Source organism: Levilactobacillus koreensis JCM 16448, assembly GCF_001435525.1.
Lineage (GTDB): Bacteria > Bacillota > Bacilli > Lactobacillales > Lactobacillaceae > Levilactobacillus > Levilactobacillus koreensis.
Window position 1 is genome coordinate 30,935 of record NZ_AZDP01000034.1, and the last position, 14,845, is coordinate 45,779.

The following is a 14,845-nucleotide window of genomic DNA, read 5'->3' on the forward strand; positions in this document are numbered from 1 at the left end:
TCAGCTAACACCACGGGCGACTTTGGAGACACGCAGTCTTCGTGGCTTCAAAGCGAGCGAGAAGACTGGTGACTTTCCAGTCTGAAGCGTCCCCACAGCAGGCGGAATCCCTGTCAGCCGGAGTGCGGTAATTTCACACTATCTTAATGGCGCGAATCCTTGCCGATACTGGGGCAGAACAGGTATTTCATCTTTCAACCTTTAGTAATGACAATAAACACGTTGAAGTTGTTCGTCACCGAGACAATTTCAACGCGTTTTTCTATAATCTTTAGGACAGACTAGACCACCACTACTGGGTCTGAACACCTAAAACAAGAATTGCCAACTAATGCAACCGTTTACAAAGACCCGCAAAACAACTAGACTTTTCAGTAAGGCAAACCAACTAATTAACAGGTTATTGGTTAAGTCAATCTTGAATTAAGGAGTCTGACAGTATTGAACGAACCCTTATTTCTGCGTCCCGTATTTCATGAAAAAATCTGGGGCGGTACCCGATTACATAGTAGATTCAACTACGACATTCCCTCGGTCCAGACCGGCGAATGCTGGGGCATCAGTGGTCATCCCAATGGCTTGACCCACGTCATGAACGGTCCCTTTAGCGGCATGGCGCTCGATACCCTGTGGCACCGGCATGCCGAACTCTTCGGCAACAAGGATACCAGTGGTGCTTTTCCCCTCCTAGTCAAAATTTTGGATGCCCACGATAATCTGTCCATCCAGGTTCATCCCGCCAACCAGTACGCGGCAACCCACGCCCACGAGCTGGGGAAGACGGAATGCTGGTACATCATTGCGGCGGAACCGGGGTCCGTCCTGTACTACGGCCACAACGCGACCAGCCGCCAGCAACTCAACGATTGGGTCGACCAGGGAGACTGGGATAAGTTGCTCCGGAAGATTCCGATTCACGCTGGTCAATTTGTCTACGTCCCCGCTGGCACCATTCATGCCCTAGGCAAGGGCGTCTTAGCACTCGAAACGCAGCAGAGTTCCGACACGACTTACCGTTTGTACGACTTCGACCGCGTCTCACCCAAGACACACCAGAAGCGACATCTCGATATCGCCGATGCCCTTAACGTGATCAGTGTTCCTCAGGTCGATCCCCAGTTGAAACGCACGACGACAACCAGGGAAGACGCGACCCTCACAACATTTATCAAGAGCCCTTACTTCGGTGTCTATCAGTGGCTCCTGCCAACCGGGTCCTGCCACTTTGATCAGCCGCAAACGAGCTTCACACTGGTCTCTGTACTCCATGGGACTGGGCGTCTCACCATTGATGACACCACCTATCCCTTGAAGACAGGAGACCACCTTATCCTGCCGTCCACAATTCAACACTGGACGGTCACCGGCGAGGCGTTGGAAATCATTGCGTCGACACCGGGACCGAAGATCGTCTAATTAGAAATAATAAAAAAAGCGAGTCTAGGACAAAATCCCCGACTCGCTTTGGTATCTCCGAATTTATATGACGGAAACGTGGGCCAAAAGGCCGTCAACTCCACTTAACCTCACTAGACAAACCATCCCAAACCGGGATTATTCGTCCAGCGACGTTAATGCTCATCGACTAACCACCTTGTGCCCACGTTCTTTTAATCAATAGTCTTCTATTAAGCTGGTGAAACGCCCAACTTGTTGCCACCGTTTAGAATCTTGAAGAAACTAGCCAGTTCTTTCTTCCGGTAAGCAGCAGGTACGAATTCACGAATGGTTTCGAGGTCAAACCCGGTCGCCAACTTGTTGCGGTCGACCACAATTGGGTTCTTTAAGATCCCCGGATTCTTTTGCAAGAGATCAACGAGTTCGTTCATCCCCATATCTTGAACGGAAGCAGGAAGTGCCTTGTAGGCCTTAGACCGCGTTGAAATCAGGTCATCGGTCCCTTCTTCAGTCAGAGACAGCATGTAAAGAATCTCGTCTCTCGTTAATGGTTGTTTTTTAATGTCACGGGCGGTGAAAATGGCATCGTGGTTGGCAAGCCACTTCATAGCTTTAGTAACCGCCGTTGTCTTAGCGTGAAAGTACATTTTGATCATATAGAATCGCCCTCCATTTGTCTGTCTTCGATGAGGTACTTCAGATTAGCACTCTTTTGTTTGAGTGCTAATTATGTTAATCATTGTACACCACATTAGGAAATGATGAAACCCATAACTCTCAGTATCAGTCACCTTTTAATACTTTCTCAAGAAATTAACTGGTTAGCGATTATCTATAAACCCCAACTCTCTGGGTTTAACTTCACTCTAACAGGTGAATGCACCGGTTTTGCGACCGAAATTTGATTTTTTTTTGAAGATACCAAATGTTGTTCTATTAGTATTGTAACAGCTTACATTATTTTTTCAGTTGACGCAAATCAATTCTACGATTTTTCGCCAAAAAAGTTGTTACTGAACAAACTGATTAATTTTGACTAAACGGAACTGGCTGCCCGGCAAGCGCCTATGAAATATTAGAATTGGCATAGAACGTCTTGTGCACGCAGTAGACGAAATGTGGCCAGACTTCTCGCTAGTAATATCGTTCGTTAATTGGGATATATTTTTCAATATCGATAACAAGCATCTACCGTGTACTCATAGTTTCAAAAAAGGACTGCTCCGAGAAATCGATGATTTCTCAGAGCAGTCCTTTTCAATCCGTGAGTTGGGAGTTTTATCCCGAACTCATGCGAACTTATCTCTATGAATCTAAGTCAAAGGCCAGTGCCCGCGTCCAGAGACCATTGGCCATCTGGTAGTAGGTAGTGACATTGCCTTTAGAATCCGTCCGCTTAACCCGGTGCGTGATTGTCATGCGCCGTTCTGCGATATCGGCCGTGGTCCCCTTTTGCTTAGCTAAGAGTGGATCATTGAATGGCCGCGTGTAAACGGGGTAGATCTTCATTAAATTCAGGTCACGATCGTAAACTTCATTGTCAAACTGGTCAAAGTCCAAGGCGCCCGCACGAATCCAGTACTTCGTCGTTGCATTCTTGCTAAGACGAATTCGGTACCACTTACCGGTATCGGCCGTGGCCCGCATATCAATGTAGACCCGCTTCTTCTTTAGACTCTTCCAATCAAACTTCATGATGTTCCAGTTCTTGTGTCCCCGAACATGGTTATAAAGTGAATACGTCTTGTAGTTGCTTGCCAACTCGGCGTGTTGCGTTGCTAGCCCAGCCACGTACTGTTCATTCTTGTTGGTCTGCTTACGCTTCTTCAACTTTTGTGAGGTCGTTGGCTTAGGCTTTGGCTTGCTATTACTTGATGCCGTGTTATCAACCGTCGTGTCGGTAATCGTCTGTTGTGAAGTCACGTCCGTTGAAACGACCTTGCCCACGGTAATCTTGTTCTTATCGATGGTCATCCCAGACCCGGTCAGTGGGAAGTTACTGTCCACGAAGGTCGAGCCCTTATGTTGGGTAGTGACGTCGTTATTTTGAATCGTCACATCAGTCATCGGGTTAGTGGTATCCTTCGTATCGAGATAAACGTATTGTTTCGTTGGATTAACGTTGGTAAACGTGTTATCTGTAATGTTTAAGTTCGACATTTGGTAACCAGGTTCAGAATTATAGAGGTAAATGTAGTTCCCAGAACCCAACACGTGTTGGTTAATGAATTTATTCCCCGTGATCCACAGGTTGGAAACACACTTGAAGTGAATCGTTGCGACCCCATCATCTAATAGTGGCTTAGGGTCAACGACCGTGTTGTTGGTGAAGTAGACGTTGTGAATGATTCCGGCAGCTCCGTGACCATAAACGGCGTGTTCACCAATTGGGTTGGGCGCGTAGGAGTCAACCTGCCCGGACTTCTTTGAAACCGGTAGAAATTGGTTGTTGTCGACCGTCACATCGTAACTTGGCAGGTTATCGTACTTGTCGCCAGGATTCTTATGGGACATGGCTTTCTTGTTCGAATAGTCGACCTGAATGGCTTCCTTAAAGTCTTGGGAACCATTGAACCCAGTAAACACGGAGTTCGTGATGTTCACGTCGTGGCTCCCATCGATATCGATGTAGTGGCCAGTTGGCGATTCGGCGTTATCGAACACACATTGGTCAAACGAAATGTTCTTCGCATGGTGAATGCTTTGCGTGAACACACTTTGACCAGCTTCCATATTGTCCCCTTGGAACGTGGCGCCCTTCCAAGTAACGTTACTGATCCCGCCATCGTAGCCCGCTTCCGGACTTGGATAGACGAAGTTCACCCGGTTGCCGTCCGTAATCCGGAAGACGGCTCCCTTATCAAACTTAAAGGTCATATTTGAATGCAGCACGATGTTACCTGCATCAAACACATAGGTCCCTTTTGGCACGTGCACCGTTACGGCACCGTTGTCCCATTTGTCGATCAAGTTCTGTAGAGCGTCGTTGTTACTCGTCTTGGAATCACCGGTCATGCCTTGATGAACGGCGTTGACCGTGGTATCAGCGTAAGCAACAGTTTCCCCAGTGGCTAGTCGTGGTGTTACTGAATTAACATTTAGTCCCAGTAACGTTGCTCCCACAGCAACGGACACGAACAGGCCAAATTTTGCCCTCAATTTCAAAAAATCCCCTCCAGTTCCAAATTTCTTCCATCGATTCCATTATAAGCTAAGAGATGAAAGCGTTGGGTCATCTTAACCTAATTGTCACACGATTGAAAGATTCCGGACGTAAAGGGGAATCATTTTTTAATTGTAAATTAACTTGGCTTTACATTAATTTGGCGATATCGTCATGCAACCCGTTTAACCGCGTAACCACTTGGCCACGGACTTGCGTGTAAACCTTAACACCTTCTGGCGTCAACTTTAGATTATGTTGACGGCGGTCCACTTGTGACGCGATGCTTTCAATAAAACCAGCCCGCAGTAACCGCGAGATCTGACCAGAGATCATCGACTTAGACACACCGATCTGACCGGCAAACTTCGTCGGCGTGAAGTCTTCACGTTGATCGGTGATGGCGTGTAACAGATTAAATTGTTCCAGGGAGATTGTGATGTCCTCCGTTTTGATAGTCGTGACTGGCCGCATAATTTTTTGGAGTTGTGAGAACCATTCCAAGGATTGGTTTAAATCGTTAGTTTGCGTCATTGAATTACTCTTCCTTTCCACATTAAAGACTAGAGGGACCAGAACCAGTAGCTGTTACTATTCTGACCCGCTAACCATTTATTATAGCCCTTATTTTCAGTCTTTATGTTACCGATTCATTAATAGTTTATAGCATTACGAATGAAAAAACTAGTGATTGCAATCAATTTGTTATATTTACACCAAACTACGGCATTGAATTCCCCGTAGCAACCCCTTATGATTAAAGTTAACAATATTTAAACTTTAATTAATCGAGGGAGACTGGTATGACACAGATAAAAATGATTGCAACCGACGTCGACGGAACGTTTCTAAACGACCAGCGACAATACAACCACCAGCGATTTGCGGCGCAACTTGACCGTTTAAAGGCCGCCAACATTCGCTTCGCGGTCGCTAGTGGCAACCACATTGGCCACCTACACAAAATCTTCGCCGCCACCCCTGCCGTTCAGTCCTTCGTGGCCGAGAACGGTGGCTTGATTGTCGACCAACACCAGACGTTGTTCGAAGCGCCGGTCCCTACCGACGTGGCCCACGCTGTCGTGGACGCCCTGATGAGCGACGACTCTTTGCGGCCCCAAGCATTCCGGTTATCCGGCGCTCATGGGACCTACGTGAGTCGTGACAGTAAGCCACTCGACCTGGATGCCCAGAACTACTTTTTTAACAACCTGGTCACGGTCGATGATCTGCGCGATGTCAACGACACCATCTACAAGGTCAACGGCGAGTGGCCCCACGGTTCGGTCCAGCACGTCGTCGACCAGCTAAACACCCGGTTTGCCGGTCAGGTGCACGCGACTCCCAGTGGCTTCGGCAGTATCGACATCATCGCACCACACATGAATAAAGCTGTCGGCGTGACGCAACTCGCCAAATCCTGGGGAATCGATCCCAGTGAAGTCGCCGCCTTTGGGGACAACGGAAACGATAAAGAAATGATCGCCCACGTTGGCCTCGGCATCGCAATGCGTAACGGTGCTGAAGCCGTCCGCAACGTCGCCGATTTGGTGACCCCTACCGACAACAATCACGATGGTGTACTAGACGTTATCGATGCTATTTTAGCAGGTGAAGTTTAAAGTCACCTAAACCTTTCAGTCATTGGCCTAATTTGGCCGGTGACTTTTTTAATTCACCCACAGTAACCGGGCCACCAGCAGATACATCCGGCGGGCAGAATGCAATCGACCATGACCTAAACCCGCAATGTGCTGTTCGTGGTAACGCACTGCGCTGCCGGCAACAATTTGCCGCAAAGCCGTGACCTGTTGGACCGGAACGGACCCATCCGTACGGCGCCCAGGGAGCGTGCCATAGACGTTAAAGAGCTGGGCTTGTTCGTTGGCCCGTAACTGATGCCGGGCGGCTCTGAGACGCTCAAACGTGGCATCCACGGGGTGCCGCGCCGTTCTCTCATTCACCGGTGTCCCGAGCAGCACTAATCGGTTTAACCGGGGAATATCCGGCGCAGGCCCGTGCAAGACCAGGCTGTTCACCGCCGCACTGCCGCCCCAGGAATGGCCCACCAGATTATACTGGCGAACGCCACACTCCCGGTAAAGATCCCTGAGAATGGCCGTGATCCACTGGACCTGCGGCTGATAGTCACGCGTCAGGCTATGGTCAAATAACACCTGAATCAGGGGATTAGTCGCCTGTGCATCCCATCTCCCAGAAAAATGACGGTGGCCGGCCCAGTCGACGCGAATCGTGACGACCTTGTGACCATAGCCGTGCCGAGCGAACCAGTGCAACATGCCGTTATAGGTAAGCGCGCCACCACCCCAACCCGGAATAAATAAGGTCGGTATCGCCGCATAGCGGACATCTGGTCGCCGGACTGCCAAGGATTCTGGCCGCCCCGGCCGAGTTGCCCACCGCAAACCTAGCCAACTTGTCAGGCCTAGTGTCACTGCCACCTGCCATCTTTTGATCATGTTAAACGCCCCCAGTAGCTCACCTATTATGCCAGTTATTTCGATTGCGTACAAGTGAAAATTAGTTCAGTCAACATTTATGTTAGTTAACCTTTGTTCACTAAAATTTATCCGCACAAACCAATAATCGCAAAACGGCGTAATCATCATCATTTTGACTAATTTTGTCCAAAACCGTCCGTCAATTATTGATTTTTATCGGAAGTTCAGTTGACAGTTGTCCGTATAAAAATTTATAATGGAACTAAATATGAAAACGCTTTATTACATTAGAAATCGAGGACTTACTATGCAAACAACGACGAAACATTGGGATACGTATCAAGATCAAGCTGTGACTGAGTATGCGATTGAAAACGACAACGGCGTTAAGCTGGCCGTTTTAAGCTGGGGAGCAACGTTACACGCCCTCTCCGTGCCCACCAACAAGGGCGACAAGAATCTGGTCCTGTCTTACCACAAGATGGCCCACTACTTGGACAACCCCTTCTACGTTTGCATGGGCATTGGCCGGACGGGTGGTCGTATCACTCGGGGGACCTTCCCACTGAACGGCACGACCTACAACGTTGACACCAACGAAGGCCGTAACACGCTTCACGGTGGTCCCCACGGTTTCAACACGGTCAATTGGGCCGGCGAGTTAGATGCTAGTGACCCTGAACTGGCTAAAATCGTGTTGACCCACACGTTTAAGTCCAGCGACGACTCTTATCCGGGTGACTTGACCGCCAAGATGACGTACACGTTAGACAACCACGATGAAGTCACCCTGACTTTCGAAGCCAATTCGACTGACACCACGTTGTTTAACCCAACGTCTCACTGCTACTTCAACCTGAGCGATGACCAATTGATCTCTGGTCAAACCCTTCAGGTCAACAGTAAGGAACACTTGGACCTCGACAGCGAAAAATTGCCAACCGGGAAAATGGTCGCTAACGCTGGCACGCCATTTGACTTCGCCCAAGGTCAAAACCTCGGTCAAGCCATCCGCGGCATGCAAGACATCCCCGAAAAGGGCTTCGATGACGTTTACCACGTCACTCCAGCCGCCGACAAGACGATTGCTAAGCTGATTGATCCCCAATCGAACCGGTCGTTGACCATCAAGTCCGACCGCAACGCCTTGGTCGTCTTCACCGCCAACTCCTTCACATCAAATATGAAGCTTGCTGCCGGTGCTGGCCAACCTTACATGGGAGTCGCCCTCGAACCACAGACGTTGCCAGACTCACCGAACCATCCGGAATTTGGCGACATCACCTTACCTGCTGGCAAGACGCAGAGCTACCAGATCAAATACGACATTACCTACTAATTCGTGTAAGTGAAGAGTCTGGGACCAAAATCCCAGACTCTTTTTGTCGTTATTATCATGTTCACTAGGACGTCAACCGTGATAATGTCAACCTTATCTAACCTAAACATTAAAACTAGCTAATAGTAAAACCACAGTTCTTCAATTAGTCTATCATACGATTTTTGAGAAGTACACTAAAAATCACCCAACCCCTAAACTATTTTACCGTCTAACCGCCGAGTCGAGATAATTGACAGTTCTCAGCGCACATGCTAAGTTAGTAAAACGTAATTATTATCATTTAAACTGCTTGAATAGCGACTCTAAAAACCGAGGCGTTCACTACTGGGTGTCTCACAACTCGTTTCATCATCTATTACTCAAAGGAGACTTCATTCATTGGCAAAGAAATCAAAAATTGCGAAAGCAAAACGCATCGCCGCAACCGTTGACCGTTACGCAGAACGCCGTGCAGAGCTAAAAGCCGCCGGCGACTACGCCGCACTGGCTCTACTCCCCCGCGATGCTTCACCAACCCGTATCCACCGGCGTGACCACCTAGATGGCCGGCCCCACGCCTACATGCGCAAATTCGGCCTGTCACGGCTGAACTTCCGGGAACTGGCGCATGCCGGGAAGATTCCGGGTGTTAAGAAGGCTAGTTGGTAGAGTAGAGTGTGGAACAAGGCGGTTAACTCCTGAGCATTAACGTCAAGTAGTGCCCAACCGGGGAACCCGGTTCGGTGCTACTTGGGGTTAAGCGGAGGGAGTTGCCTTGTGGAACACGTTTCGGCAACGTTACCTCAGTGCTCTCCCCTGACACCCCGCGGAATCAGCCCTGAGAGCACCCATTTCCACCACGAACAGTCGCCCATATTCCGCAACTGGCCGTGCCAAACACAACCCAAATCACCCGCAACCAACGACCTTGATTTAGCCGTTTGTTGCGGGTTTTCTATTGATTAATTTCCCCGCCTTATCTGCCACGTGTATAATGGTGACTAGTATGGTACATAACTTGTTGGGCACTGGTTGGGTCGTATTCTGGACGATCAGTAGCCCACCCCATCCAATCAACTTAAAGGGAGTTTTCTAACATGAATGAAGTTTTAACGGTTATCCGCGAGTTCGACCTGTTCGGCGGCGACTCGTCACAATATGGCATCGAAACACCTAAGATCAACGCCCAGTTTGTAGGCGTCGAACCCGCCATGGCCTTCGATGTCCACAATCAGCCTAAATTGGCGCGCCAGACCGAACGGCAACTGCGCACCATCGAAAATGAAATCCGCAACCAGTTCCACGTCGAAATGATCGATATGGGTGGTGGCGACATCAACCAGACCTTCCAAGTCTTTCAGGTCATGATTGCGACCTTCAAGCAACGGGTCGAAAAGGAATTACTTATCGACAACCAACTTGAACTAGAAAGTCTGACCACCAGCGGCGAATGGCTCCTCTTCTGGCACGAAGACGCGCCCCTCGTCAAGGCCAAGCAACAGCAACAAGAGAATCTGCCAAAGGACTTCTAAATTAATTGGATTGATGCTGAAACTTTCTAAACAGCTCGTCCACTGGCAACGAAACATCTCGAGCGGGCGCTTGCGGTAACGGGTAGCTACACCTTACGTACTGGCGCATGCTACTTACAAGCCCGGACCAACTTACTGGCCACCACTCATTCCCAGCGGATGGCAACCAAACGACAATCAATTCAACCATTTCAATAGCAACCACCACATACAAAAAGAAACGCCTCACCAACCTAACTCGTTGATGAAGCGTTTCTTTTTCTTCTAAGCTGCGACTCAAATCGTTGTCAGCCCTGACCGATTCAAGATTCATGTTGTATCTGATTTTTCAAGTCAGCCTGAGAATGATCTCCGACCGGTATTAAATTGAAGTGAAACCGACCATCTGAGCCGTGAGGTCGGCAGATATGGGCTCAGGCGCGTCGTTCTGCTTAGTCAGTGGGTGATTTTTCCCGCTGGCTTAGCAGAAGACCAAGCTTGTAGACTCGCGGGTTTCGAGGCTTCAGGTCTGCCTCACAGGATGGCGTGCCCAGCAGCCGGAGACGGTCACAACCCAAGTGATTATTTCAAGTTAACATCCGCGCCGGCGACGTCGATGGTGAGGGGATCGCCACTGATCAACTTGAAGTGTGGCCCGTCAGCGTGAACGCTGACTTCGATCAAGCGACCATGGAAGACCTGCCGGAACGTGTAGCTGGTCCAAGTCTTAGGTAAGAACGGATCAAAGTGGAGCTTGCCATTGCGAACCCGCATGCCAGCGAAGCCTTGAACAACGGCGATCCAGCCACCGGTCATGGCCGTGATGTGTAGGCCATCCGTGGTGTCGTTGTTGTAGTTATCCAGGTCCAACCGTGCCGTCCGTGAGTACAGTTCAACGGCCTTGTCTTCGTAACCCAAGTCGGAAGCCAAGACAGAGTGAATGGCTGGTGACAGGCTAGATTCATGAACCGTCAGTGGTTCGTAGAAGTCGAAGTTAGCCTTCTTTTGTGCTTGCGTGTAATCATCGATAAAGTCCCAGATACCTTGGAGCACGTCCCCTTGCTTGATGTAAGGCGACCGTAAAATCTTATCCCATGACCAGTGTTGGTTGATTGGCCGTTGGTCGGCAGGAATCGAGCTGGCTGGTTCGATATCCTTGTCGAGGAAGCCGTCGTGTTGAACAAAGATATTCAAGTCCTTATCATACGGCAGGTACATCCGGTCAACAATGTCTTGCCACTTGGCCTTTTCCTCGTCAGAAACGTTAAGCTTCTTGGCGGTTTCCTTGTCGACTTGGCCCAAGATTTCCAGCGTGTACTTCAACGTCCATTGGGCCAACATGTTCGTGTCCCAGTTGTTGTCGACGTTGTTTTCATACTCATCAGCGCCCGTGACCCCATGGATCATGTACTGCTGGTTACGCTTGCTGAAATGAACCCGGTCGGCCCAGAAGCGAGACATTTCGCTCAGAACTTTGGCCCCTTCATGCAAGACGTAGCTGGTATCACCGGTGTACCGCGTGTAATTGTAAATGGCGAACGCAATGTCCCCATTCCGGTGAATTTCTTCAAAGGTAATTTCCCATTCGTTATGGCATTCGATCCCGTCAAACGTGACCATTGGGAACAAGGCCCCGTTTAAGCCCTGTTCCTTGGCGTTGATGTAGGCGCCATCGAGTTGCTTGTAGCGGTACATCAATAGGTTACGGGTCACTTCTGGATTCGTGATCCCGAGGTAAACGGGAACGGCGAAGGCTTCGGTATCCCAGTAGGTCGCGCCACCGTACTTTTCGCCAGTGAACCCTTTTGGCCCAATGTTCAACCGCGAGTCTTTCCCGTAGTAGGTGGAGAACAGCTGGAACAGGTTGAAGCGAATCCCCTGTTGCGATTCGTCGTCGCCCTTGATGATAACGTCGGACTTTTCCCAACGGGCAGCCCAAACATCGGTATGCGCTTGTAGCAGGTCGGCATAGCTTTCTTGGGCAACCTTGGCGCTCAAGTCATGCATCGCGGCGGTCAATTTTTCTTGCGTATCGTAATCCCGCGAGGTCACGACGATAACGCGCTTTTCCAGTTGTGTTTCGGCTTGGGGCGCTAAGTTGCCGGTATAAGCCGTCACAACTTCCTTGTCGTTCGGTTGGGTCACAGCGACATTGCTGAGAGCCGTGACCATCCGCATTTCCATGCCAGAAGTGAATTGAGGCGTGCCAAATGGGTTCGGCGTGGTCTTGGCAACAATACTCCCGCTGTCGGCTTGTTGGTCGGTCGCTAAGACGTCCCAGAAACGTTCGTCGTAGTTGGCTTCTTCGTTCTTAACATCGGCGTCAATACTTGGTTTGATGGTGATATCAACGTTGGTATCGCTGAGGTTCTTGACGCTGACCCGTTGAACGGAAAGTTGTTGCTGACTAACGCTTAAGAACCGTTCAAATTTGAAGGCCACCCGCGTCTCGCCCCGTTCGAGGGTAAATGACCGGGTCAAAACGGCCGTCTTCATGTCGAGGTCCAGCGTGAAATCGCTGATTTGGTCCTTGGCAAGGTCGATGGGCTCACCATTGACTTCAATCGGTAATTTGATAAAGTTGACGGCATTGACGACCTTCCCAAAGTACTTAGGATAACCGTTCTTCCACCAGCCGACCCGGGTCTTATCTGGATACCAGACACCACCCAAGTAGATTCCTTGGAGGGAGTCGCCACTGTAACCTTCTTCAAAGTCACCACGCATCCCCATGTATTCATTACCAAGACTGGTCATGGATTCCTGGAGGCGCTTGTCTTTGGGGTCAAACGTATGGGTAATAACGTTCCACGGCTGCACTTCAAAAATTCGTTTCATGCTAAACATTCTCCTTTTCTACGATTCGACTGCGGATTGCTAACACAGTTCTTATTGTAAGTTTCAAGTACGACAAACCTATTCATTTGTTGAGAGACAGTCTAGTGTTTTCCTCGCCTTACCGGCCGCCAGCTATGGGCTGGAACGGTGCGGGCACAACTTGAAGCCTCGAAAATCGCGAGTCTCCAAGGCTGGCCTTCTGCTAAGCCGGCCAGGGACGCCGACTAAGCAGAACGACGCACCTGAGCCCATATCTGGCGACCTCTCGGCTTACACTGTTGCTCTCTGGCAACAATAACGACCATCCCTATCGCTCAGCTTGCAAGTGTCACATGACAAGCACGAACGACCTTAACCCTGTAGTGGTAATGGTCAATCTGAGCCGGAGGCGGCCAGGGATGTAGCCAGCCGTGTCGACGATGTTAGTCGGGGTATTTTCCCGGCTTACATCGTGGGACGACCTGAGAGACGCGTGATTTTTGCGGCTTTCAGGCGAGCTGGAAGCCCGCTCTCTGGCTGGAGGCGTTCCCCACAGCAGGCGGAATCCCTGGCAGCCGGAGTGCGGCAATTTTCACTAATTTATTTCTTATTGCTTGTGACGACCAAACGCTAACATCGACCCATACAACTCGTATCAGTTAATGTTAACGTCTGTGATTTTCTTTTCAATTCATGCTAAGCGCGGTAAGTTTCCTTGATGGTGAAGACGGATAAGGCACCAATGGCCATGATGATCCCGCCTAACAAGAACATGTTGGCTTGGGCACCACCCAATAATGGGAACAGGGCGAAGCTGGCTAAGGAAGCCACGATTTGTGGTAAACAGATCGACCCGTTGAACAAGCCCAAGTAAGTCCCCATGTGCGCACCAGATAAGGCGTTGGTAACCATGGTCAATGGGTAAGTGTTCATCGCCGCCCAAGCAATACCGACCAGAATGAAGGAAACGATCAAGGCGTATTGGTTGTGCAGGAAGAAGACGGAGATAAATCCAAGAGCACCTAAGCCCAAGCTACCAGCGTAACCCAACTTGTGGACCTTGTTAGGTAACTTAGCTAACAGGTAAGACCAAGCAACGGCCGCGATAGATTGTACGGCAGCCAAGACCCCGTACCAGTTCCCAGCAGCCTGGTAACCGGCAGAAGCGGCGTTCGTCGTGTGCCAAACGTTAGAAGCAATGGCACCGGCTGAATAAGTCCAAAGGTATTGGAAGGCAACCCAGCAGAAGAATTGAACCAGCGTAACGGTCCAGAAGACCTTTGGAGCGGACTTCAGTAACGTCCACCAGTTCCCACCTTCAGCGTTATCTTCCTTGGTGATCCCGTGGTATTTCGCATAAGTATCTGGATCGTATTCCTTGACCCGGAAGATGGTGAACAAACTCGTGATGACCAAGAGAACGGCCCCCACGTAGAAGGCAACCTTAACCGTTGCAGGAACGACCCCCTTGCTGGCCGTGTTGGCGATCCCAATCGCAGCAAACAAGAATGGTAAGATGGCGGCTAAAACGGCACCCGTGTTGGATAAGAAGCTTTGAATCCCGTAAGCGTAACTCTTCTGGTCATCGTTGACCATATCCCCAACCATCATCTTGAATGGCTGCATGGCAACGTTAGATGACAAGTCCAGGAAGGCCACGGTGATCGCCCCAAATAGTAAGGCCGCGAGGGACGCGTAACCAAAGCCCATACTTCCTGAGTTTGGCAGCAGACACATCACGATAACCGCGACGATGGTTCCTAGTAACAGGTAAGGCAACCGGCGACCACCAAATTTTGGTGCCCAGGTCCGGTCGGAATAATATCCCACGATTGGTTGAACGATTAATCCTGCCAGTGGTGGCAAAATGAAGAACCACCCTAAACTGTTCGGGTCAGCCCCAATGGTCTGGAAAATCCGACTCATTTGGGAACTCTGTAATGTAAAGGCGGTTTGGACACCTAAGAAACCAAAGTTGATCATCCAAATCGTGCTAGCAGACAGTGTTGGCAAACCACTTTTATGCTTTTCAGTTGGTGTAGTGGTTGCTGTAGCTGTGTTTTCTGACATACGACTACCTCCTCAAACTAATTCATATCTTTTAAACTATAATGGCAAATCACTTAAGTACATGTGTTATTATGGCACCGCTTTCATTTTAATGCAACCGTTT

The 14,845-nt window shown here is 49.6% G+C and carries 11 protein-coding genes; 5 read left to right on the plus strand and 6 right to left on the minus strand.

Annotation, left to right across the window (positions count from 1 at the left end; translation table 11 throughout):
• Positions 1 to 441: 441 nt before the first annotated feature.
• Positions 442 to 1,416 carry a mannose-6-phosphate isomerase, class I gene (manA, locus tag FC99_RS02515; protein WP_048734703.1) on the plus strand — a complete coding sequence of 325 codons (975 nt, stop codon included), beginning with the start codon at positions 442 to 444 and terminating at the stop codon, positions 1,414 to 1,416.
• A 212-nt stretch (positions 1,417 to 1,628) separates the two neighbouring features.
• Here the strand turns inward: manA and FC99_RS02520 are convergent, their stop codons facing one another.
• From FC99_RS02520 to FC99_RS02530, 3 genes are all read right to left on the minus strand, one after another.
• Positions 1,629 to 2,054 (minus strand): Spx/MgsR family RNA polymerase-binding regulatory protein, encoded by a 426-nt coding sequence (locus FC99_RS02520; protein WP_048734701.1) that lies wholly within the window; start codon positions 2,052 to 2,054, stop codon positions 1,629 to 1,631.
• Positions 2,055 to 2,703: 649 nt separating this feature from the next.
• Entirely contained in the window at positions 2,704 to 4,563 is a 1,860-nt protein-coding gene (locus FC99_RS02525; protein ID WP_048734699.1) for a glycoside hydrolase family protein, read from the minus strand.
• A 148-nt stretch (positions 4,564 to 4,711) separates the two neighbouring features.
• Entirely contained in the window at positions 4,712 to 5,095 is a 384-nt protein-coding gene (locus FC99_RS02530; protein WP_048734697.1) for a MarR family winged helix-turn-helix transcriptional regulator, read from the minus strand.
• A gap of 269 nt (positions 5,096 to 5,364) precedes the next feature.
• On the opposite strand from FC99_RS02530, the gene FC99_RS02535 reads away from it, so the two are divergent.
• Positions 5,365 to 6,183 (plus strand): Cof-type HAD-IIB family hydrolase, encoded by an 819-nt coding sequence (locus tag FC99_RS02535; protein ID WP_048734694.1) that lies wholly within the window; start codon positions 5,365 to 5,367, stop codon positions 6,181 to 6,183.
• A 48-nt stretch (positions 6,184 to 6,231) separates the two neighbouring features.
• Here FC99_RS02535 and FC99_RS02540 read toward each other — a convergent pair whose 3' ends face one another.
• Positions 6,232 to 7,041, minus strand: a complete 810-nt coding sequence (locus tag FC99_RS02540) for an alpha/beta fold hydrolase (protein WP_048734693.1) — start codon at positions 7,039 to 7,041, stop codon at positions 6,232 to 6,234.
• Between the two features lie 289 nt (positions 7,042 to 7,330).
• Here FC99_RS02540 and FC99_RS02545 point away from each other — a divergent pair, with 289 nt between their 5' ends.
• The 3 genes from FC99_RS02545 (at position 7,331) to FC99_RS02555 (ending at position 9,876) form a co-directional block, all read left to right on the plus strand.
• Positions 7,331 to 8,362 carry an aldose epimerase family protein gene (locus tag FC99_RS02545; protein WP_048734691.1) on the plus strand — a complete coding sequence of 344 codons (1,032 nt, stop codon included), beginning with the start codon at positions 7,331 to 7,333 and terminating at the stop codon, positions 8,360 to 8,362.
• Between the two features lie 381 nt (positions 8,363 to 8,743).
• On the plus strand, positions 8,744 to 9,013 hold the full coding sequence (gene rpsN / locus FC99_RS02550) for a 30S ribosomal protein S14 (RefSeq protein WP_048734690.1): 270 nt from the start codon (positions 8,744 to 8,746) through the stop codon (positions 9,011 to 9,013).
• Positions 9,014 to 9,441: 428 nt separating this feature from the next.
• Positions 9,442 to 9,876: a hypothetical protein gene (locus tag FC99_RS02555; RefSeq protein ID WP_048734688.1), complete on the plus strand. Its 435-nt coding sequence runs from the start codon at positions 9,442 to 9,444 to the stop codon at positions 9,874 to 9,876.
• Between the two features lie 561 nt (positions 9,877 to 10,437).
• Here the strand turns inward: FC99_RS02555 and FC99_RS02560 are convergent.
• Together FC99_RS02560 and FC99_RS02565 are read right to left on the minus strand one after the other, a co-directional pair.
• The gene (locus FC99_RS02560; protein ID WP_048734687.1) at positions 10,438 to 12,693 is read right to left on the minus strand and encodes a glycoside hydrolase family 65 protein; all 2,256 of its coding nucleotides are present in this window, start codon (positions 12,691 to 12,693) and stop codon (positions 10,438 to 10,440) included.
• A 675-nt stretch (positions 12,694 to 13,368) separates the two neighbouring features.
• Positions 13,369 to 14,742: an SLC45 family MFS transporter gene (locus tag FC99_RS02565; protein ID WP_048734685.1), complete on the minus strand. Its 1,374-nt coding sequence runs from the start codon at positions 14,740 to 14,742 to the stop codon at positions 13,369 to 13,371.
• Positions 14,743 to 14,845: the final 103 nt, after the last annotated feature.